22 protein-coding genes are annotated in these 21668 nt (G+C 62.6%); 3 read left to right on the forward strand and 19 right to left on the reverse strand.

The features are described from left to right. Positions 1-82: 82 nt before the first annotated feature. The 8 genes from ACFX4T_RS03870 to ACFX4T_RS03905 form a co-directional block, all read right to left on the reverse strand. Entirely contained in the window at positions 83-1174 is a 1092-nt protein-coding gene (locus tag ACFX4T_RS03870; protein WP_377650844.1) for a proline racemase family protein, read from the reverse strand. Beyond that, positions 1171-2085 (reverse strand): dihydrodipicolinate synthase family protein, encoded by a 915-nt coding sequence (locus tag ACFX4T_RS03875; RefSeq protein ID WP_377650845.1) that lies wholly within the window; start codon positions 2083-2085, stop codon positions 1171-1173. Before ACFX4T_RS03875 ends, ACFX4T_RS03870 begins: the two co-directional genes overlap by 4 nt. Positions 2086-2136: 51 nt before the next feature. After that, a complete protein-coding gene (locus ACFX4T_RS03880) occupies positions 2137-3399 on the reverse strand; it encodes an FAD-dependent oxidoreductase (RefSeq protein ID WP_216923586.1) in 1263 nt (420 codons plus the stop codon). A 30-nt stretch (positions 3400-3429) separates the two neighbouring features. Next, positions 3430-4296, reverse strand: coding sequence for an amino acid ABC transporter ATP-binding protein (locus tag ACFX4T_RS03885; RefSeq protein WP_216923587.1), 867 nt, complete (start codon positions 4294-4296; stop codon positions 3430-3432). Continuing rightward, the gene (locus ACFX4T_RS03890; protein ID WP_216923588.1) at positions 4293-5030 is read right to left on the reverse strand and encodes an amino acid ABC transporter permease; all 738 of its coding nucleotides are present in this window, start codon (positions 5028-5030) and stop codon (positions 4293-4295) included. The genes ACFX4T_RS03885 and ACFX4T_RS03890 overlap by 4 nt, the downstream gene beginning before the upstream one ends. 19 nt (positions 5031-5049) lie before the next feature. Then, positions 5050-5898 carry a substrate-binding periplasmic protein gene (locus tag ACFX4T_RS03895; RefSeq protein ID WP_377650846.1) on the reverse strand — a complete coding sequence of 283 codons (849 nt, stop codon included), beginning with the start codon at positions 5896-5898 and terminating at the stop codon, positions 5050-5052. Between the two features lie 316 nt (positions 5899-6214). Further along, the gene (locus ACFX4T_RS03900) at positions 6215-6808 is read right to left on the reverse strand and encodes a short chain dehydrogenase (RefSeq protein WP_216923590.1); all 594 of its coding nucleotides are present in this window, start codon (positions 6806-6808) and stop codon (positions 6215-6217) included. A 5-nt stretch (positions 6809-6813) separates the two neighbouring features. Further along, positions 6814-7530, reverse strand: a complete 717-nt coding sequence (locus ACFX4T_RS03905; RefSeq protein WP_216923591.1) for a GntR family transcriptional regulator — start codon at positions 7528-7530, stop codon at positions 6814-6816. Positions 7531-8020: 490 nt separating this feature from the next. On the opposite strand from ACFX4T_RS03905, the gene ACFX4T_RS03910 reads away from it, so the two are divergent. Continuing rightward, positions 8021-9526, forward strand: a complete 1506-nt coding sequence (locus ACFX4T_RS03910) for a CoA-acylating methylmalonate-semialdehyde dehydrogenase (RefSeq protein WP_216923592.1) — start codon at positions 8021-8023, stop codon at positions 9524-9526. Positions 9527-9616: 90 nt separating this feature from the next. Here ACFX4T_RS03910 and ACFX4T_RS03915 read toward each other — a convergent pair whose 3' ends face one another. Next, the gene (locus ACFX4T_RS03915) at positions 9617-11185 is read right to left on the reverse strand and encodes a PucR family transcriptional regulator (RefSeq protein WP_377650847.1); all 1569 of its coding nucleotides are present in this window, start codon (positions 11183-11185) and stop codon (positions 9617-9619) included. A 129-nt stretch (positions 11186-11314) separates the two neighbouring features. Here ACFX4T_RS03915 and ACFX4T_RS03920 point away from each other — a divergent pair, with 129 nt between their 5' ends. Both ACFX4T_RS03920 and ACFX4T_RS03925 read left to right on the forward strand, forming a co-directional pair. Continuing rightward, a complete protein-coding gene (locus tag ACFX4T_RS03920; protein WP_377650849.1) occupies positions 11315-12691 on the forward strand; it encodes an aspartate aminotransferase family protein in 1377 nt (458 codons plus the stop codon). A 110-nt stretch (positions 12692-12801) separates the two neighbouring features. Further along, a complete protein-coding gene (locus ACFX4T_RS03925) occupies positions 12802-13188 on the forward strand; it encodes a VOC family protein (protein ID WP_377650850.1) in 387 nt (128 codons plus the stop codon). A 67-nt stretch (positions 13189-13255) separates the two neighbouring features. Here the strand turns inward: ACFX4T_RS03925 and ACFX4T_RS03930 are convergent, their stop codons facing one another. From ACFX4T_RS03930 to ACFX4T_RS03975, 10 genes are all read right to left on the reverse strand, one after another. Then, on the reverse strand, positions 13256-14962 hold the full coding sequence (locus ACFX4T_RS03930) for a SulP family inorganic anion transporter (RefSeq protein ID WP_377650851.1): 1707 nt from the start codon (positions 14960-14962) through the stop codon (positions 13256-13258). Beyond that, on the reverse strand, positions 14959-15342 hold the full coding sequence (locus ACFX4T_RS03935) for a metalloregulator ArsR/SmtB family transcription factor (protein WP_216923601.1): 384 nt from the start codon (positions 15340-15342) through the stop codon (positions 14959-14961). Before ACFX4T_RS03935 ends, ACFX4T_RS03930 begins: the two co-directional genes overlap by 4 nt. 112 nt (positions 15343-15454) lie before the next feature. Next, entirely contained in the window at positions 15455-16324 is an 870-nt protein-coding gene (locus tag ACFX4T_RS03940; protein ID WP_377650852.1) for a universal stress protein, read from the reverse strand. 40 nt (positions 16325-16364) lie between these two features. Continuing rightward, positions 16365-16751 carry a hypothetical protein gene (locus ACFX4T_RS03945; protein WP_216923603.1) on the reverse strand — a complete coding sequence of 129 codons (387 nt, stop codon included), beginning with the start codon at positions 16749-16751 and terminating at the stop codon, positions 16365-16367. 2 nt (positions 16752-16753) lie between these two features. Continuing rightward, the gene (locus ACFX4T_RS03950) at positions 16754-17242 is read right to left on the reverse strand and encodes a GyrI-like domain-containing protein (protein WP_216923604.1); all 489 of its coding nucleotides are present in this window, start codon (positions 17240-17242) and stop codon (positions 16754-16756) included. Between the two features lie 125 nt (positions 17243-17367). Continuing rightward, positions 17368-18534, reverse strand: coding sequence for an ABC transporter permease (locus ACFX4T_RS03955; RefSeq protein ID WP_216923605.1), 1167 nt, complete (start codon positions 18532-18534; stop codon positions 17368-17370). Next, on the reverse strand, positions 18531-19703 hold the full coding sequence (locus ACFX4T_RS03960; protein WP_223949112.1) for an ABC transporter permease: 1173 nt from the start codon (positions 19701-19703) through the stop codon (positions 18531-18533). Before ACFX4T_RS03960 ends, ACFX4T_RS03955 begins: the two co-directional genes overlap by 4 nt. Positions 19704-19705: 2 nt before the next feature. Then, a complete protein-coding gene (locus ACFX4T_RS03965) occupies positions 19706-20674 on the reverse strand; it encodes an ABC transporter ATP-binding protein (RefSeq protein ID WP_377650853.1) in 969 nt (322 codons plus the stop codon). A 15-nt stretch (positions 20675-20689) separates the two neighbouring features. Beyond that, entirely contained in the window at positions 20690-21160 is a 471-nt protein-coding gene (locus tag ACFX4T_RS03970) for a pyridoxamine 5'-phosphate oxidase family protein (RefSeq protein ID WP_377650854.1), read from the reverse strand. Next, entirely contained in the window at positions 21135-21668 is a 534-nt protein-coding gene (locus ACFX4T_RS03975) for a hypothetical protein (RefSeq protein ID WP_377650855.1), read from the reverse strand. The genes ACFX4T_RS03970 and ACFX4T_RS03975 overlap by 26 nt, the downstream gene beginning before the upstream one ends.

Raw genomic sequence — 21668 nt, forward strand, 5'->3', positions numbered from 1 at the left:
ATTTTTGGGTGCGCGAGATGACAGTTAGTGGCAATGGTTTGGGCAAAGACTGCCATCAAATGCCATCTCGCGGGGAGGGAAATTAGGCGCCGGGGGCCCAGATGTCGCCCACGGTGTATCCCGTGGGGAAGGGGTCGGTGGGGTCCAGCACCCATCTACTGGTTCCGGTGACCCAGCCGCGGCCGGTAATGGTGGGCAGGACCGCCTCCCGACGGCCGACCGTCGTCGCGCCTGTCAGGCGGCCGATGAATTCGCTGCCGATGATGCTGTGGTGCGAAAAGTCCTCACCGACGGCCAGTTGGCCCCGGGCATGCAATGCTGCCATGCGTGCCGATGTCCCGGTGCCGCAGGGGGAGCGGTCCAGTGCGCCGGTCCAGGTGGAAGGGTCGCTGGGTACGAGCTTGCCATTGGACAGCACCACTGTGTTGCGGTCCTGCCGTCCGGCCACGCGGTCGCCGGTGTGCAGCATGACGAGGTTGACTCCGGCGATTGCAGGATTCTCCGGGTGGATGGGGTGGATCTGTTCCAGCGCGGCCATCTTGATCAGTGCCCCTGCCCGGGCGAGTTCCTTGCCGTTGTCCGGATGCAGTTCCAGCCCGAGATCCGCCACACGGGCCTGGGCGAAGAATTGCCCGCCGAACACGACGTCGACCGGTACGGTGCCGTACTCGGGCACGTGCAGCGGGTGGTCGAGTTCGACGACGAACGCGGGGACGTTCACGACAGTCACCGAAAGCACCTTGCCACCTTCTACCCGCGCGACGGCGGTGACGACGCCGACAGCGGTGTCGATGGTGACCACGGTTTCGGGTCCGCGGACCGGTACTATGCCTTGTTCCAGCACTGCGGTGACCGCGCAAATGGTGTTCGAGCCGGACATCGGAGTGAACCCTCCCTGTTCCAGGACAACGATGCCGAAATCGGACCCTTCGTTCACCGGAGGCAGGAGGATCACCGAACACAGGCCCGGGTAGCCGCGCGGCTCATGCAACATGAGCCGGCGCAGCCAATCCAGGTTCTCCTTGCAGTACTGCAGACGCTCCACCATGGTCCCGCCTTTGACGAGGCTGGCAGCGGAGGTCAAGATCCGCCCCGGTTCGCCCTCCGCGTGTACTTCGATGGCGTCGAGGACGAGCTTTCCGGATAGACCGGTGCTGGTGGAGCGCTGCATCATGCTGCTACGACCGGGAGGACTCCGGCGTCCTGGAGGATGCGGGCGAAGCGCTCGCGTTCTTCAGCGGGGAGGGGCTGGATGGGCAGACGGGCCGGGCCAACGGGCTCACCGATAAGTTCCAAGCCAGCCTTGATGCCAGCGACGTAGTTGACGGACTCAAGGAAATCGCTGATGGCCCACAGGTGCTTCCAGAGTTCCCGGGCACGGACCAGGTCTTTGTCTTCGGCCAGCGCGTTCCAGAATTCGACCGCGAGCTCCGGGACCACGCCTGCGGTTCCCCAGACCGAGGCTTCCGCTCCGGAGGCGATCCCAAAGAACGTCAGGGTGTCCCAGCCGTTGAAGGCCTTGATGCGGTCCGAGTGGTTGGCGAGGAGTTCGGCCAGGCCCACGGCGTCGTCAGAGGTGTTCTTGATGTAGTCCACGCCCTCGATGTCGCCCAGTTCGGCGAGTTCGGCTGCCGTGAGCTGGATGCCGGTGGCGCCCGGTACGTTGTAGTACACAATCGGCAGGGAGATGGAACCTGCAACTGCCGAGAGGAAGGACTTGAGAGTGCTCAGGTCCAGGGGATCGTAGAACGGCGGAACCAGCATGATCGCATCAGCGCCCACGTTCTCGGCGTGCTGGGCAAGATCGATGGCGCCCTGGGTGGAGAGCGCACCGATACCGGCCACAACGGGAATGCGTCCGTCCGCGCCCTTGACGTAAAGCTCGATCACGCGACGGTATTCGTCGGCGGACAAGGTAGTGAATTCGCCGGTGGTGCCTGTGGGTACGATGCCGTGAATGCCCGCCGAGACCAAGCGCTCCACCTGGCGCTGCAGTGCCGGCTCGTCGATCGCGGAGCCATCCTGGGTGAACGGGGTGGTGACGGCTGCGAGGATGCCGCGGAGGTCCTTCTTGAGGTGGGACATGTGGTGGTTCCTTTCGGGAAGAATAGTGGTCCGCATCAATGCGGAAGGGTTTTAGAGGGCCGGGACCGGTTGGCGTTGGACGCCACGGAAACGGTCGGCCCTGAACGGTTGAAGTGTCTCGGCCGTCCGGCCATGCAGGATCAGATCGCTAAGGGCGGCTGCGGTGCCCGGTGCGAGGGTGATGCCCATCATCCCGTGGCCCGTGGAGACAAAAGTGTTCTCCAGGTGTCCCAGATGTCCAATGACAGGGAGTCCGTCCGGTGTCATCGGCCGCATTCCGGCCATCGGCGTCGGCTTGGTGGCCGGTGCTTCCCAGTTGCGGAAGTATTTCGCTGGAGCTCGCAGGATCGCATCGACCCGGACTTGGTTGATTTTCTCGTCAAGTCCGCCGAACTCCATGGTGCCGGCGATGCGGAGCCGTTCGTTGAATGGTGTCACCGCAACCTTGGCATCCCAGAGGTTGATCGCGCTGCGCAGGCCCAGTGCTGGTACTTCAACGCTGTATCCCTTACCGGGGCGTACCGGCAGGGCAACGCCGAACTGCTTGGACAGGTTTCCACTCCAAGCGCCTGCGGCGAGGACAAACTTGTCGGCCGCGTAGCGGTTTCCGCCGCTTTCCACGGACGTGACCCTGTCTCCGGAGCCCTGCACTGAATCGATGGGGGAGTTCTCGATAACCTTCACGCCCATGGCCACAAGCCGGCGGTGCAGGGCGGTTGCCATGGCCCCCGGATCCACATGGCGCTCCTGTGGGAAGTAGATGCCACCCAGTACGCCGTCGGTGAGAAGCGGTTCCTGCTCGTGAACGGCATCCCGGTCCAGCACCTTTGGCTGCCGGCCGTACTGGGACGCCAAATCGAGGTTGTCGATGTGGTGGTCGAAGTTGTCCTGCTCCATGAACGCCATGAGCAGCCCGTCGGTATGCATCTCGAAGTCCATGCCATCGGCGCGGTACTCGTCGAAGATCTGGAGGGTGTCTGCGGCGAGGCGCAGATGACCTTCAAATCCTGCGCGTTGGTCGCGAGCGTTGGACTTACGCCACATACCCAGCATGAACCGGACGAAAGCCGGATCGAGGGAAGGCTTGATGTAGAGCGGGCTGTCCGGGCGGAGCATCCACTTCATGGATTTGAGGACGACGCCGGGTCCCGGCACGGGTGCCGATTCTGCCGGGCAGATCCATCCCGCGTTGACCTTCGATGCACCGAGGCCGGTAGCCCGGGCATCGATGACGGTGACGCTCTCGCCCTCGCGGGCCAGGTGGTAGGCCTGGGTGAGGCCGATAACCCCGCCACCAATGACTACGGTGTGCACTGTATTTCCTTTCTCGCTGCGTTCTCCGGCTTAGAACCGGACCGCGTCGACGAACTTCTTGAGGTCTTGGTTGTCGCAATCATCGAAGGCTGCTTCCGGTGTGGCGTTGACGGCGATTTCTCCGTCGTGGAAAAACACCACGCGGTCAGCTGCTTTGGAAGCGAAGGCCATGTCATGGGTAACCAAGGCGACTGCGATGCCGTCCTCCTCCTTCAGTCGGCGGAGGACATCCAGGACCTCGGCCGCCACGGGTGGATCGAGGGCTGAGGTGATTTCGTCGCAGAGCAGGAGCTTGGGCTTCATCATCAGTGCACGGGCAATGGCGACACGTTGCCGTTCGCCACCGGACAACTGGGTGGGACGGCTGAGGATGTGGTGCTTCATGCCGACTTCGTCCAATGCTGCTTCGGCGCGGTCGCGCGATTCCGAGCCGGCGGCGCCGCGGACCTTGCGGGGAGCAAGCACCAGGTTGTCCAGGACGTTCATGTGCGGCCAGAGGGTGTAGGTCTGGAACACCATGCCCACCTCGGAGCGTACCTTGGTCCATTCCTTGGTGCGCTTCTGTTCTGCGAATACGGTGCGGCCGTCCACCAGGATTTCGCCCTCATCAGGGTCCGTAAGTCCGGCAAGGGCCCGGAGCAGCGTGGACTTGCCTGAGCCGGACTTGCCGATGATGACCGTGATATCGCCCTTGTTCATCTGGAAATCGACGTTCTTCAGGATCTGGCGGATACCGAAACTCTTCTGTAGGCCGCGGGCTTCCACCAAAACCTGTCCATTACCTGCGGTGCCCTGCGTGTGCTCGGGAGTGGCCACCTGGATGCCCTTCTGTTCGCTCACATCATTGTCCTTCTGCGCGGTGGTGGTGGGAAGCTGTGGGCTGAGTGCGTGGCTCATCGCGACACCGCCACGCGCGAACCCGGCATCATACGGGCAACAATTCCGGCTTTCGGTTTTGCCCCCATGCCTGCGTTGTTCTGCATCCGGCGTTCCAATGCGCTCGTGGCCAGGGAAACCGGGAAGGCGATGGCGAAATAGACTATCGCCGCAAGTGTGAACACTTCCAATGACCGGTAGGTCTGCGAGGAAATGGTGTTGGCTACGAACATCAGGTCAGCCACAGCGATGGTGGACACCAGTGCGGTGTCCTTGAACAGCGAGATGTTCAGGGAGAGGATGACCGGTAGCTGTTGGCGAAGCGCCTGTGGAACGATGATGTAGCGGAGTTGCTGAAAGCGGCTGAGCTGGAGCATCCGGCCGGCTTCGACCTGTTCCACGGGTACGGCTTGGAAGCCACTGCGGTAGGCCTCTGCCATGAAAGCTGTGAGGTTGCAGGTCAGGGCGATGATCGCCGAGACGTAGCCGGGGAGGGTGACACCGGTCAGTGCCGGCATCGCGTAGAAGATCCAGAACAGCTGGACCAGCAGCGGGGTGCACCGGAAGACCTCGATGTAGGCCTGTGCTGCCCAGCGGACGACCTCGATTTTGGACATGCGGCCCACGGCCACGGGAACCGCGAGGATCATGCTGATGACGATGGTGATGACAGTTATCTGGAGAGTGATTCCCAGGCCCTGCATCATTGCTGGAAGTGCCCGGGCTACTACGTCCCAGTCGAAGTTGTAGTTCATGGCTTGGCTCCTTGCCAGGTTACTTCTTTTGGAGGTCGCCGAGGCTGTCAACCTCGAAGTAGTTGACCTTGGCGTAGGCCTGGGCGAGTGTGCCGCTCTTCTGGGCCCGTTCGATGGCGATGTTCACGATCTGCATGGAGCGGGCATCGATGCTTGCGGGGACACCGTAGGCGGCGGTGCCTGAGTAGATCTCCGGTTCCGGAACCACAATCTTCAAGGACTTGTCCGCTTGTGCCTGGGACTCAGCAGTGGGAAGGTCCGTGAATTCAGCAACTGCGCGGTCGGCCTGGATCGCTGAGATGGCGTTGGAGTAGGAGTCCATCGGCATGATGTTCTGCGTCAGGCCCTTGAGCGTCGCTTCCGGAGCAGCGCCCTGTGCCGTGGCGATCTGGCCACCACTCTGGATGATCTGTTCCGAGGTGGAGTAGGGCGAGGTTGCCTTGACCAGGAAGACTCCGGGGTATTCGTACACGGGGTTCGTGAAGGAAATCGCGAGTGACCTTTCCACGGTGTAGTCCAGGTTTGCCGCGAAGTCGTAGCGGTTGGCCTGCAGGCCAGCCACGATGTTCTTCCATTCAGCGGCCACCGGGACCAGCTTCACTCCGAGCTGTTTGGCCAGCTCCTCGAGGGGGATCATGTTGGGTCCGCCCAGGGTGCCGTCGGGCTGTTGGGTGGTCATCGGCGGAGCGATGGCGACGCCCACACGGAGCTCACCGCGCTTCTTGATGTCCTCGATGAACGAGCCTTGGCTCGAGCTTGCTGAGGCAGATGCGGTGTTTCCTCGCAGGCCGCTGCCGAAAAAGCCGGCGGCAAGGGAGAGTGCGACGATGGCGAGAACTGCCAGGGTGATCTTGCTTGTCTTGGTCATGGTTTAACCCTCTTGACGGGAACGGGTGACCGGGCTGGCCGCGGTTACCGCTGGCTGCCAGCTCGTGGGGAATCTTCGTGGGCTTTGCCGTGATCGGCGGGGCCGAAGGGGTAGGCCCGCTACGTGGCCCTTGATTGTTTGTTTGGTTGTCAAACAATCTGTTTGTTAGTTAAAAGCTAGCGTGTGATTGCTGCCACGTCCAGCCCTTTTTCAAAGAAGTCTCGGCTGAGTGAAAAGAAGCCGATTTTTAATGGCAAAAAGGGCAGAAAAAAGGCCGGGTCCGCCATGGGGGCGACCCGGCCTTCGGGAGGTTTGTCTAGTCGAGGGCGTATATCTGCCCTGTCTGGATGCCTTCTACGGACTTGACGTAGGCGCGGCCGACCGTCTCCGCAGGAACCTGCTGGAAGCCAGGGAAGAACTCGTGGTAGCCGGTTGCTTCAGCAAGGACGGTAGGGCTGACGGCATTGATGCGGATGCGTCGTGGTAGCTCTGCGGCTGCGGCCATCACGAAGGATTCCAAGGCGCCATTTGCCAAGGAGGCTGCGGCCCCGGTCAGGATGGGCTCGCGAGCCAGTACCCCGGTGGTCAGGGTGACTGATCCGCCGTCGGACAGGTAGTCCACGCCCAACTGGGCCAGGTTCACCTGCCCAATCACCTTGTCCTCAAAACCGGATCGGAAGTCCTCAGCTGTCAGTTCAGCTAATGGTTTGAACGGAACCGAGCCAGTGCACGAGATGACGGCATCCACGGTTCCCACCTCCTTGAACATTCGGAGAATTGATTGGGGATCGGTAAGATCGACGCTCACCTCACCCGAGCGGGATGCCTCGATGACTTCATGCCTGCCCTTGAGCGCGGCCACGGCCGCGGAGCCGAGCAGGCCGTTGGCGCCAACGATCAATACCTTCATGTGCCCTACTTCTCCTTTTCGGATGTGCTGTCCAGAAGTGCGATAAGTTCCTGCGCACTGTCAATGGTGTGTTCTTTGAAGGCCTTGCGGATGATCTTCATATCCTTCGTCCGGATCGCCTCGACAAGCTTCACGTGTACACGGTGGGCGCGTACAGGGTCAGCACGCGTGGCCTGATCCTGCGCCAGGATGATCGTGACGTGGGCCTCGGTGACGGGCCAAAGGCGCAAAAGTAAAGCGTTCTCCGACGCCGCCCACAGTTTTCGGTGGAAAGCCACGTGGCTCTCGTGCCGGACAACGGGATCCGGGTCCATTTCAACGCGGCTGTACTCGGCCCAGCTTTCCTCAACCATCCGCATCCGCCGGCCGGAATCGTCTTTGATGATCGCTTCAACGGCGAGCATGTCCAGCGCCATACGGGTGTTGGCCAGATCCATGATGGCCGCGGCATCCAGCGTGGCGACCCGAAGGCCGCGGTACGGCTCCTGAACCAGGAGTCCCTCCTGGGCCATCTGATTGAGGGCTTCACGAACCGTTGGGCGGCTGACGTTAAGCCACTCGGAGAGCTGTACTTCGGTCAGCTTTTGACCGGGCTTGATGGAGCCCACCACCACCGCGCGCCGGATCTCATTAACGACGCCGTCACGTCGGGACACGGATGCTACTGGTGAGACCCGCACGGGAAGCGCTGTTGGCTCGGTTGACAGGTAAGTTTCCGCCATGGGGTTCCCCAATTACTAGTTCGCTGATCCGCTAAATGCAGATTGTCAGACAAGCCTAGCCTGTTCTTATCCGGGAGTAAATGAATCGGATCAATGTTCCTGACTCGGAATCCAGGCGGACGGCGTGCCGGCAAAAGTCGGCATCACGTTACCTTGGCCCACAAAGCGAGACGCAGCCTCATGCCCTACTGAAGTGACGGGAAGCCACCAGCCGCTTTCAGGGCAGTGCTCGCCTGTACGAACCGGGGCAGAGGTTTCCGGCCGGAGATTGGGGGTGGGGCGAAGCTTCTTCATGGAGGGCTCCTGGGTAGGTGGGGTTGATGCCAAAACCCTAGAGCCGCACATCCGCGACGAGACTCTGGACATGTGTCGAACAGGGGTGAGGACGTTTGCCAAATGTCAGGGGTCGAGCGGACAGCGGCCCAAGCTACGGTGGCTATCAAGCCGAGATCGGCACCACCCTCACCGCCACTCGAAAGCGAGAAGACGCGTGTCACACAATCAGGAACTTCCCATACTGTCCCACTGGATCGGCGGCGCTGAGTCGCCTTCGGCGGGCGAACGCACCTCTCCGGTCTTTGACCCCGCCCGCGGCATTGAGACCAAGCGCGTGGCGCTGGCCAACGGTGCCGACATTGAGGCGGCGATCTCCTCGGCGCAGAAAGCATTCCCGGCGTGGCGTGACTTGTCCATTACCAAGCGCCAGCAGATCATCTTCCGCTTCCGGGAGTTGCTGAATGAGCGCAAGGGGGAACTCGCCGAAATAATCACCTCCGAGCATGGCAAGGTGGTCTCCGACGCCCTCGGCGAAATCACCCGCGGCTTGGAGGTCGTGGAACTGGCCACCGGCTTCCCGCACCTGATCAAGGGTGAGCACTCAGAGAACGTCTCCTCCGGCGTCGACGTCTACTCCACCAAGGGGCCCCTGGGCGTGGTGGGCATCATCAGCCCGTTCAACTTCCCGGCCATGGTCCCGCTGTGGTTCCTGCCCATCGCGATCGCCGCGGGCAACGCTGTCGTGCTTAAGCCTTCCGAGAAGGACCCGACGGCGGCGAACTGGCTCGCGGCGCTGTTCTCCGAAGCGGGCTTGCCGGACGGGGTTTTCAACGTCCTGCACGGTGACAAGGAAGCCGTGGACGGCCTCTTGGAACACCCGGACGTGAAGGCCATTTCCTTCGTCGGTTCTACCCCGATCGCCCAGTACATTTACGAAACCGCTGCGAAGAACGGCAAGCGGGTCCAGGCCCTGGGCGGGGCGAAGAACCACATGCTGGTGCTGCCCGATGCCGACCTGGACCTCACCGCCGACGCCGCGATCAACGCCGGTTTCGGTTCCGCCGGTGAACGCTGCATGGCCATCAGCGTAGTGGTCGCTGTTGAGCCCGTGGCTGACGAGCTGATCGAGAAGATCACCTCCCGCATGGCCACGTTGCGGATTGGCGATGGCCGTCGCAACTGCGACATGGGCCCTCTGGTCACCCGTCAGCACCGCGACAAGGTGGCCTCCTACATCGACGTCGCCATCGAAGATGGCGCCAAAGTCGTCGTCGACGGCCGCGGCATCAACGTGGACGGCGACGAGAACGGCTTCTGGCTCGGTCCCACCCTGATCGACGACGTCCCCGTCACCTCCCGCGTCTACACCGAGGAAATCTTCGGCCCCGTCCTGGCCGTAGTCCGCGTCCGCAGCTACGAGGAAGGCCTGGACCTGATCAACAACGGCGCCTTCGGCAACGGCACAGCCATCTTCACCAACGACGGTGGCGCAGCCCGCCGCTTCCAGAACGAGGTAGAAGTGGGCATGGTAGGCATCAACGTCCCCATCCCCGTACCCGTGGCCTACTACTCCTTCGGCGGCTTCAAGGACTCCATCTTCGGCAGCTCCAAAGCCTACGGATTGCAGGGTTTTCAGTTCTATACCCGTGAAAAAGCCATCACCTCCCGCTGGCTGGACCCCAGCCACGGCGGCATCAACCTGGGCTTCCCGCAGAACTAGCGGCCAACCCTCATGGCGTCAGGGCCCGGCACTGGTCTCTGACAGCGTAATCCTCCGGCGTCCCGCGGCGCCGGAGGATTACGCATTTACTCACTGGTCCAGGAACTGCACTGCGGCGAACAGTTCCAGCCTGTCCCGCATGCCGTCAAGATTCAGGCCCAGGATCCTACCCGCTGCATCGATCCTGTTCCTTAGCGTATGTCGGTGGACACCCAAGCGTCGCGCGGTCTTGTCCCATACGCAGTTGTTGGCAAACCATTCACGCACCGTGTGCAGCAGTTCGGTCTGTTCGGAGCGGTCGTATTCGATGAGGGGCTGCAACAGCCCGCGTGCCACCGGACCTGCGCTCTCCTCGCGCAGGAGGCCCAGCATCCCGCCTTCGGAGAGTTCGGAAAATTCGACGGCGTCCCTGCCCAGTTCCGTGGCCCGCCGCAGCGCCCGCGTGGCTTCTTCGAGCGCGGCCGTGAGTCCATCCATGGTGGTTTCGGCCGACATCCCGCACGGGCCGTGTCGTTTGAGCAGTTCAAGGACTTTCTCCTGATGCGGCCGGCCTGCCAGGACCACCAACAGTTCCCCCCGGAGTGCATAAAACACTGCCCCACGGTAGTCGTCGGCCAAAAGTTCCAAGGCTTCCAGCAGGTTGGGCGCCGGGTTCTCCTGACGGGAGGCCGTCACCAGCAAGGGCTCGCGGGGGAGTTGGCCCCACACTTGCAGTGCCGTTTTGCTTGCGACGTCGGTGCTGCCCGCCAGCAATTGCTCGAACACGCCGGCGCGGAGGTGCCTGCGGGCGGTATCGAGGGTGCGGGCTTGCTCCAAGGCGAGGCTGGCCAAGCCGATGACAGTGTTGACGATGTCCGCCCTTGCCGGGTCCAAGGGCTCAATGGCGCCCAATACCAACGCGCCGCGCAGGCTGCCTTTCCGACCCAGTGTCTGCAGCGTCACTGACTGGCCACCGATGTCCAGGTTGGAGGCCGACCGTGTGCCCAGATCCAGTGCTTTTCGGACTTTCGCGGTTACTTCACCGGCGATCTCCGAGGGGATGGGCCGATTCCGCGGCATGCGGACGTAATTTCCTGCCGCGTCGTAGAGCGCCACCCAGCTATGCAGTTGACGTTCCAGCTCGCCCAGAATCGAGGTCAATCCATCGGGCCGCAGCGCCGCACGCGAGATCGCCCGCTGCGCCTGCAGCGACCATTCGGCGCGGGCATGGTCCTCCTTCGCCAGATAGTCTGCTACCGAGCGGATGATCGCGATGAACGGGGTCCGGTCCGGAACCTCCAGCAGGGGCAGCCCGTGCTTGCGGCACGCTTCTTCCAGTCCGGGCGGCAGCACCCCGTGGATGACCTGGGTAGCGAAGCCAAGACCCGAGATTCCGTGGTCCACCAGCCGACGTACGTAGTCCTCATACATCTTGCCGTTGGGCACCCCGGGTGACTGCCCCGCAGAGGCGCGCTCCGCCGTCGTGCTTGAATCCACCGGGAACTGCGTGCCGTCGGTGAGCAGGAACTGTCCCGCGTCCAGGAAGGGAGTGGGGTCCTCCAGGTCCGAACTGTGCACCCAGCTGATGGGTTCGTCCAAGGCAGGCGAAGCGGGGTCCGGAACCACAAGCCGGAGTTTCAGTGTGCGGCTGCGGAGCAGGATATTCAGGCTTGGTGGCATGGCCGGGTCCTTGTATGTAAAAACGTCTATTTCGGTTGTGGTGATTGTACAAAGGTATAGCCTTCCGCAGCAGTACTAAAAAGCAAGATGGAGGAGAGCCCCCACCGCCTTTTATTGAGAGGAACCGTCATGGTCGCCAGCCACCCGGACACGCTTACCGCAGAACTCACCGTAGACACCGCTCCCGACGTCGAAGATGCAACAGCCATCACTAATGCCGAAGCCGTGGACCTCGACCGCTCGAACGTGTTCCATTCCTGGTCCGCGCAGAAGTCGTTGAACCCGTTGGCAATCGCGGGCGGGTCCGGCAGTACTGTCTGGGACCACGACGGCAACACTTACCTGGACTTCTCCAGCCAGCTGGTTAACACCAACATCGGCCACCAGCACCCCAAGCTCATTGCCGCGATCGCCCAGCAGGCCACGACGCTGGCAACTCTGGCACCGTCGCATGCCAGCCACGTCAGGGGACAAGCGGCCGCGAAGATCCTCTCGCACGCCCCGGCAAACATGGAGAAGGTGTTCTTCACCAATGGCGGGGCCGACGCCAACGAGAACGCCATCCGTATGGCCCGTCTTCACACCGGCCGGGACAAGGTCATCTCCCGCTACCGCTCCTACCACGGCAACACCGGTGCGGCCATCGTCGCCACCGGTGACTGGCGCCGCATTCCCAACGAATACTCCCGCGGACACGTCCACGTCTTCGGCCCTTACCTCTACCGCTCCGAGTTCTGGGCCGAAACCCCGGAGCAGGAAACCGAACGCGCCTTGCAGCACCTGCGCCGCACCATCCAGTGCGAAGGGCCGCAGTCCATCGCGGCGATCCTGCTGGAAACCGTCCCCGGAACCGCCGGCATCCTGGTCCCTACCGCCGAATACCTCCAAGGCGTGCGAGCCTTGTGCGACGAATACGGCATTGTGATGATCCTTGACGAGGTCATGGCGGGCTTTGGCCGGACCGGCGACTGGTTCGCTCTGGACGCTTTCGACGTCACCCCGGACCTCATCACCTTCGCCAAAGGTGTGAACTCCGGCTACGTGCCTGTCGGCGGCGTCATCATCTCCGGCGAGATCGCGGCTACCTTCGACGAACGGGTCTTCCCCGGCGGCCTGACATACTCCGGCCACCCCCTCGCGGCCGCGTCAGTGGTCGCCTCCATCGAAGCGTTCGAAGAAGAAGACATCATCGGCAACGCCGCCAGGATCGGCCGCGACCACCTCGAACCCGGCCTCCGTGCCTTGGCCGACAAGCACGACGTCATCGGCGAAGTGCGTGGCCGCGGAGTGTTCTGGGCCCTCGAACTCGTCCAGGACCGTCAGTCGCGCACGCCCGTCACCGCCGAGTACATGGGCCGGGTCAAAGCCGAGCTCCTCCGGCTAGGACTCCTCCCGTTCATTGCCGACAACCGCATCCACGTGGTGCCTCCAGCCGTCGTTACGCCTGAAGAAGTGGCGACGGCACTTGCCATCTACGACCAAGCGCTTACCGCTGTTGAGCGGTAGCGCGCCACACGTGCGGTGCGCTGAGACGATTCGGGCGAGCGGGGGAGTGCCCCGTACACGCGATGTCCCACTTCCAAGGACGTACGGCTGTGACACGCAAGCAGTCATAGGTGAGTGATGTGATCGGCTCCCAATATGCTCGGTTCATGATCGGGAGCGTTGATGAAGTGGTCGTTGACAGTCAGAACCCTGCTGCGCTTGCGCGGTTTTGGTCGTCGATTCTTGGTGGTACACCCGTACACCGAAGTGATGACTGGTCGTATATCGACCCGCCGGGCTGGACGCGGCTAGCCTTCCAACGGGTACCTGAGGTGAAGCAGCTCAAGAACCGGCTGCACATTGATGTCCTTGTGAAGGACGTGGCGCAAGCTTCCGATGAGGCTGCTGCCCTTGGCGCTGTCAGGGTTGGCGCGATTCATGTGGATGGTCCCGGGACCTTCCAGGTGCTCCTGGACCCAGAGGGCAACGAGTGGTGCGTGGTCCGCCCAAACACCTAGAACCCATTTGCGCCCCGCCTGTCGTGCGGGGGAATGGGGCGGCACCGACTAGGCGCTGACACCTTCTTCATTCGTCGGTGGGGCCTGAGGTGGGGGCCGGGTTGGATTCAAGGGCCGGGCCGTGGGTTCGGGTGGCACGCGCGGTGGCCGCGCGGGCGACGTGGCTGCGTGCGTGCTCGACTGCCGGGGCCAGTTCGGTGAAGAGGTGTTTGTGGTGGCGCAGGGATTCCAGGACTCCTACCCGGGTGAGGAGGCGAAGGTGGCGGTCCTGGATGCCTTTGATGAGGACGGTGATCCCTCGCCGTTCAAGGGCATTAACGATCTCGGTGATGACCCTGGCACCGGTCGCGTCCAGGGTCTGTAGCTGTGACATGCGGATGATTACGACGTCGACGTTCTGGATCGCGCTGACCCGGTCCAGGACGCGTTCGGCGGCGGCAAAGAAGAGGGCACCGTCGAGCCTGAAGATAGCGATGTGCTCGTCCCCGTCGTGGACCGGGCCGGGGATTTCCTCCCGGTGGACGCCGCTGGAACGGACCAAGGAGCGCAGGGCAAAGAAGGAGGCGACGGCGATGCCGATCTCCACGGCCTCGATCAGGTCAAAGGACACGGTAATGAGCGCGGTGACGAAAAACACGACTGTGTCCGCCCTGGTCGATCCGATCACGGCGCGCAGTGCGGCGGGCGAGACCATGCGGGTCGCGGTGACCATCAGCACCCCTGCAAGGGCGGCAAGCGGAATGCGGGAAACCGGGCCGGTGGCCAGGTACACCACGGCCAACAGGAGGAGGGCATGGGTGATGGCGGCCAGGCGTGTCCTGCCGCCCGAGCGGATGTTCACCGCGGTGCGGGCGATGGCTCCGGTGGCTGGCATGCCACCGAAGAAGCCGGACGCCACGGAGGCCAGGCCCTGGCCCAAAAGTTCACGGTCCGCGTCGTAGGGGCCCGTATCGGAGATCGAGGCGGCAACCCGTGCCGAGAGCAGGGACTCGATCGCTGCGAGGGCCGCAATCGTCGCCGCCGGTCCGGCCAAGTTTGCCAGTGTCGTCCAGTCCAGGGAAGGAATGACGGGGGAAGGCAGGCTCTGGGGCAGGGCGCCGATCCTGGCCACCGGAAGATCCAGGACTTGCGCCGTGACGCTGGCCACAATGATCGCGATAAGTGAGGCGGGAATCCGGGGATGGATCCGCGGCGCCGTAACCATGATCAGCACCACCAGTGCAACCAGCGCGGCCGGAGCCAGCGCAGAGGCGGCAGAAACGGTAGCCAGCGCCTGGACGGCCGAGACGGCGGCATTGCCGCTGGACCCGGAACTGGACCCGAACGCTGCGGGAACCTGCTGGAGAAAGATAATCGCGGCGATACCGACCGTGAACCCCTCAATCACCGGCCAAGGCAGCAACGTAACCACCCGGCCCAGCTTGAGCAGCCCCGCAGCAAGCACGATCACCCCGGCCATGACGGAGACCGCCGCCAAGGCGCCGAGCCCATGAGTGGCGATGACCGGGCCAAGGACCACGACCATGGCGCCCGTGGGTCCAGAGACTTGGATATTGGAGCCTCCGAATACCGCCGCGATCACGCCCGCAACGACGGCGGTGATCAGGCCGCTCGCCGCGCCCGCGCCCGAGCTGACCCCGAATGCCAACGCCAACGGCAGGGCTACGATGCCCACGGTGACACCGGCAACCAGATCCCCCTTCCAGGTGCGCGGGAGTTCGGCATAGTCTTGCCGGCCAGGCAGCAATGCCAAGCCTGCGGCGAAAACCTTCACCGCGTGCTGGCTTCAGCAGCGGACCCGCGGGACACTTCCTGGGACGACTCGAGCTGATCCCGCGTCGTGCGCAGCATGTCGTTCAGCAAAAGCCTCGCCACCGAAAGCAGCTCGGCGACCTGCGGATACGCCAGCGAATAGAACATTTGCAACGCCCGGCGCTCACCTGTGACCAGATGGTAGCGGCGCAACACCATCAAGTGCTGGGACAGGTGCGAGGCCTCCAGTCCTGTTGCAGCCAGCATCTCCGTTACCGACACTTCAGGGGCAGCCGACAACAACTCCAGCACCCGGATCCGGACCGGATGGGCCAGACCCTTGAACAGATTGGCCTTCACCTCATACAAGGGCGCCCGAAAATCCGAAAAGGCTTCCACCATTGACTCCTTGTTCGCCGCATCTGTATTTGACTATTTTATGGATCCATCATTCAGGATTGCAAGCGGGCGAATCGGATTATTGACGAGAACCTGGCACCAGGACCCGCGCAGGCTAGTCGCTCTCCGGAGTGTGTGCGGGTGGGATGACGATGGTGGGGCAGGGCAGATGAGTTAGGACGCCATGGACAGTCGAACCAAGCAACAGGCGGGAGAATCCTCCACGTCCGCGGCTTCCCACAACGAGCAGTCGTGCATTGGCAGCTGCGTCCACCAGGGCCCGCACTGGTTCCTTGTGAGGTTCCGAAACCCTGTTGATGGCCAGGTCGGGATAGGAGTTGCTCAGTCCGGCCACCGTTTCAGATAGCACAATGCGCTCCTGTTCGCTGATCAACTGCCTGAGTTCCGCGGGCGCCAAACCGGCATCCGCGACCGGATCAGGTGCGTTGTAAGCATGGAGCACAGTGAGTTCCTGGCCTTCGCGATCCGCCTCTGCGGCAGCGAAGGCAACGGCCCTGAGGGAGTGTTCCGAACCGTCCACGCCAACCACGATTCCGTGCCTGTCCTCATAGTCGTTTGCAGTCCCGACGACGGCCACGGGCCCCGAGGAGGCGCCCGCTATCTGCAGAGCCCGGTCTGTCATGGAACCGCCAAGATGGGGGCTTCCCGAACCGATGACCATCAGGGAGGTCTTTCGGGCGTAATCACCAAGGGCCGCCGCCACACTTCCGGTGAGTAGTTCCGTGCTTGATTTGACGTCGAAACGCTGACCTATGCGGGCCGCCGCAGCCTGAAGCAGTTTTTCGCCGGTTTGAGCGAGGGACGCCCTCCAGGAGCCGGGTTCTACAAGCCAGCGATCATCCACGACATGAAGGATTACGAGAGGTGCATGCTGCTTTTCGGCGCGCCGGCCAGCCCAAACCAGTGCGGCCTCGCTTTGGGTAGAGTCCTTTACGCCGACGGCGATCGTGTGGTCATTGCTCATTGTTGTTGCCTGCTTTCGTCAAGTTGCAATCGACAGCCGTTCAGGCCATTTGCCTCGAGGATTCCAGAATCCGGAGGTGGCATGGAACCCTCGCAGGATCCGCGGCCAAAGGCAGCATGCCGGTCCTGGAGACCTCCTTGAGTTCCTCCAGTGCCTCGGTCGTTATGCCGGCAAGGCTAAGATCCACGGAGATATCGACGCCGGGCACGGCTGCGTTGACCCGGCGCACCACCGCGAAGATGACGGGGATGCTCTGGCTGGTGATGTGTCCGCGGACAATGATGCCTGCAGCCGGATAATCTGGCTCCAACTTGACCACCATCTGCAGTTTTCCGGTTCGTTGGGCCTGCCCCCGGTGAGCGTCGGATGGGTAACCCTGATGGAATCCGCGGTCACTCTTACGTGGTTTGTCCTGTCGAATCGCCATGGTCAGCCTGCCCGCACTTCTCCGACCACGGGCCAGACGACGCGTGTCTGCCATTTGCCGGGGTCCGGTTCCCTTTCCGGGTCACTCAGGTAGAACTCCCACATCGTGTCCGAGGGCGTCATTCCTTCAGCACTCATCCGCTCAAGGATCAAGGCGTATGTCCTTTCCAGCGTGTCATAGGGACCCTTGTGGACGGCCTCGAAAGCGTCTGCCCCCGGCAGCAAGCCACTGATGACGTCCCCGGCAGCGGAGAAGCCCGGGGTCACAGGAAACCCTGCCTCAACATCCACTGTGTCGGTAGGCATGCCGTGGTACAGGGCAAAAGGCGGGCCTGTGGGGCTGGCGTGCTGGGCCTGGGCAGCGGCCATGACAGCACCGAAGGCACGGCCGAAGAACTCTGTCAGGTTGGCCATTGCCACGCGTTCGCGGAGCACCGCGGTGGGCTGCTCGGATGTCTTAATCATTCTCGGTTGCGGATCGATGGTGCTCATGTCTCCAGATTTCCCTGACCGTGCTGCAAACGACAGGGCCGAAGGACTCTAAAACCTAAACAGTGGACGCCAGTCCTTGGGGTGACCCGTCGAAAAAGGCCACGCATCGGGAGGAAGATCCGGGGTCACAGCGCCCGGCCCAGGCTTCGAAGCAAAATTCGGGCGCCCACGGCCAGCAGGACCACTGCCAATGCAACCAGGACACCCACACTTGGCATGATGTCGGCCAACGTTCCATCATGCCTTTGGATGTCAGCGAGCGCCTCATAAGCCCAGCGATGCGGCGTTAAGCTGGATATCGTGTTTAGCGGTTCGGGGAAGAACTCGGGCGGCACCATGCACCCGCCCAACCCGGCCAGTACCAGGCCCGCACCGATACCCAGACCTGTCGCCGCGCCGTCGTGATCCAGCAGTGAACCGATCACCATCGCCGCCGCGGCGGCCACAGCGCTGAATGCCGCCAGCACGAGGGCAGTGAGCCATAGGTTGCCCCAATCGACGCCGAACAGGAGGGCTGTCCCAATAATGATGTAGATGCCCTGGACGACAGCGATCCCGAACCTGCCCAGCGCCAGGCCCGAGACCGCTTGGCGGGCCGACAACGGTGCTGCCAACGTGCGTGAAACAACGCCCAACCGCCGCGCCTGGATAAGCGCGACAGCTCCCGTCAGGGAACTGAGGAAAATGAACAGCAGCAGCTGCTGGGTAGCACCGAGGTCAAATTGCCCGAGTCCCCGGAATACCTGGGAAACGTCGCCGGTATCCACCAGATCGATGGTTGGGGCATGGACCTGCTCCTTTGACCGCTCCAGCGCGGCACGCGCTGCGTCGCCCGTCAGCCCTGCCTTCATCAAGGCTGACAGTTGGCTTTGCCTGGAACTGACGATTTGGACGGATGCCCTCACCTTTTGGAGGGCCGCTTGTCCGGAGGCTTGCGATGCGGTCAGTACCTCCATGTGTGCCTGGACACCGTCGTCGAATGCTTGTGCCGCTTGCTCGCTGATGAAGAGCCCGACGTCGGTCCTTCCTCTGCTGATTTCCTCGCGTATCGCTTGGGGAGAGCCCGAATAGACCTGCAAACGATCTGAGGTCAGCTGTTCAGCGAGGGCCTTTTCCAGGGTGGTTCCCGCTCCACCCGCTATTGCTACACGTGTCGATGCGGCGCTGGATCCGAACTGGGACCCCAACAACAGGATCAGGAGCAACGGGAAGATGAAGACAAAGAAGATGTTCGACCGATCCCTCAGGAAACGGCGAACTTCCAGGCCGGCTATGGCTGCAACGGGGCTCATGCCGCTGCCCCGCGGTCAGGCAGGAAACGGGAAGCCAGAGTGCAAACCACCGCGAATCCCCACATGACAGCCAGGGGTGCGCCGATTTCAGCTATGCCCCCACCACCTGCGGATATGCCCAGCCCCCGGATGAATGCACCCACCGGATTCAGGTCCATGATCGCGGCCATGAAGCCCGAGGACTGGATGGGGAAGAAGGCTCCACCGGCGATGCCCAGCACCATGGCAAGGATGGATTGGGCTACGTTCGCCTGTTCGGCCGTACGGACCAGCCGCGCAACGATGAACGTCAGGCTGGTAGCGGCTGCCGAAACCCCGGTTACCAGGAGCGCCACGATCAGTGGTGAACCGAAGTTCACGCCGAAGAGGAAACTGCCGCTGGTGAGCAAGACAGCGCTGGCCACCACACCAAGCAGAAACCCGACCACCGCCTTTGCCGTGACGACCGTCCATGACGGTGCGGTGGTTGACCTTATCCTTGCCAAAGTTCCCTGCTCCCTCTCGGTCAGGAGTCCCAGGACTCCAAAGCCCACAGTAAACAGAAGGAACAGCCCTGTTTGGCCGGCCACCAGGCTGGCACGCAATGAGAGCTGCTCCGCCGGGGCGAATCCTTCTGCCAAGGCGAGCTGCGGCGGTCCGGCCGCGGACGTCCTGCCTGTTTCGGCCGCCTGTTCAGGGGAAAGCCCGGCGATCCGGCCTGCGATCGCGGTAACGGAACCGGCACTGAACTGGTCCACTATGCCGGTGACCACTGAAATCAAGACGCTCGTCTCCAACGGGGAGCCATTGCCCTCGATGAGGCGGATGGTGGTTTCCTCACCTGACGTCACAGCCGTGGTGAAATCCTCCGGAATCATTATGCCCAGCGCGGCGCCGCCATTGCGCGTCTCCGGGCTGACTTCCTCGGCAGGCACACGGTGGATGGAAACGTCCATTGTCTCCAGGGAGTCGAGACTGTCCAGCAGAATGCTGCCGAGTTGTCCGTTGTCTTCGGACGCTGCAACGACCGTTGCGGGCTGTAGTTCAACGCTGTCGTTTCCCAGCCGGCCGAAGGTCAAACTAAGGACGCCCATGAGGGCCAAGGGAACCAGCAACGAGAATATGAGCACGGTTTTGTCCCGGAGCCGCTGACGGAAGTCGTTTCCGACCATGGTCACGAGGGCTCTCACGATCAGTCCCTCAGGGCCTTGCCGGTCAAGTGAAGGAAGACAGACTCAAGGTCGGGGCGGGTTAATTCCACCGAGGTCACTGCCATGCCGGCGGTGGCGGCGTTCGTGATGATTGAGGCCAGGAGGGCGGGACCGTCCGTGACGGTGAGGGTCAGCCCTGAAAGTCCCCCTCCGCTGACCTGTTGGACGCCCGGCACGGTTCTTAGGGACTCTGCGGCTGCGACCATCCTTCCGGTGCCGATCAGGTTGATCCGGTCCACGCCTCCAGTCAGGGTGATGAGTTCATCCCTGGTTCCTTCTGCCTGGACCTTGCCTTGGTCCAGGATGGCAATCCGGTCGCACAGCCGCTCAGCTTCCTCCATATAGTGCGTGGTGTAGAGGACTGCCGTTCCCTCCGTGGAGAGTTGCGCCACAGCTTCGAGGATCGAGTTCCGTGACTGCGGGTCCACACCCACGGTGGGTTCATCCAGGATCAACAAGAGGGGGCGGTGGAGCAGACCGACACCTATGTTCAGGCGTCGCTTCATTCCGCCGGAGTATTTCTTGGTCTGTTCGCGTGCCCGCTCGCCCAATCCAAGGAGGTCCAGGACTAGGGCCACCCTTGACTTCAGGTCTTTGCGGCGGAGGCCTTGTAGCCGTCCGAAGAAGTTCAGGTTCTCCTCAGCCGTCAGGTCCGGGTAGATTGCGAGCTCCTGGGGCACAAGCCCTATATGCCGTTTGGCTCCTAGGCTGGACGGGCCCATCCGGATGTCGGTCACGTCTACTGAGCCGGAGTCGGGGGTAAACAGCCCGGCCACCATGGAAATGATGGTCGTCTTGCCCGCGCCATTGGGGCCCAGTAGCCCGTATGTTTCGCCGGGCCGGATCTGGAAAGAGACGTCGTCGACGGCGGTCAGGTCACCGAACCGCTTGACGAGGTTGCGCGCCGTAAGAGCCGTTCCAGTGAGAGGGGGTGCGGGTTCCCGCTCCATTGATCCCGGCCGGACTTATTCCAAGCCGGCGCGGGTTGCGTCGTCGAGCCGGGTTTGCAGCGACATGGGAGCCGAAAGGTCAAACCGCCTGCCGGTGATGGACTGGGGAACTACCCGGTAGAGGAAGTCCTGGCCTACTCCTTGCCATGGGAAGAGAGAACGCCTGACTTCGTCCAAGGCGGGACCGCCCGACCCTGCCTCCCCGGCAACTCCTTTCACTACGACGCTCCAGGCCAAGCCGAATTCGGCGCTTACCGAGTCGGCTTCAAGCGCGACGACGGCGTCGTCTTCCATGGCCTGCTGCTTGGTCCCCATTCCGGTCCGAAAGACGATTGTCCGGTTGTCCACGGCGAAATTCACCGGAAAGATGTCAGGGTGGCCATCCACGATCACGGAGAGACGCCCAACATTCGTTTCACCTAGAAGCCTCCAGCAATCATCGGCTTCGAGTACTTCTGCCTCAGGCACTATGTTCTTGTCGGTCATGCGGCGATCCTACGGCGGCACGGTTGCGCCCAACAGGGCCCAAAGTCCTGCCGCGCGGTCCGTCCTGTCCCACCCCCCGCATACCGTTTTGCCGGCCAAGTCCAGGAACGGCACCAAGGAGAAGGAGCAGCAGTCCCAGTTCTGCGAGGCCTGCACCGAAGTAGACGGCTTGCAACGCGCTGAACGGTATCAGGGACATCTGCACGAAGATCCATACCAGGATGGAGTAGGCAGCGATGGTGGTTGCCGGACTGGCCAAGGAACTGCGCCTGAGGAGCAGGACGAAGGCAGCCGTATGGAGGCCGCCCACGACGCAAGCGAGCAGGATTCCGGGAACCAGGTATGTGCTGAAGGGAGAGCCCTCCAGGTACTCAGCCGGCAGTTGTATCTCGGCGGGCAGACCGACGCGTTCCGGACCCAGCCAGGATCCAAGCGCCAGGGCCGCACCACCGGCAATGGATGTCATGGCTACAAAGCCAAGAACGATCAGAAGCAGCACAATGGTCAT

Origin of the sequence: Paenarthrobacter sp. YIM B13468, from assembly GCF_042788025.1 — a bacterium.
Taxonomy (GTDB): Bacteria; Actinomycetota; Actinomycetes; order Actinomycetales; family Micrococcaceae; genus Arthrobacter; species Arthrobacter aromaticivorans.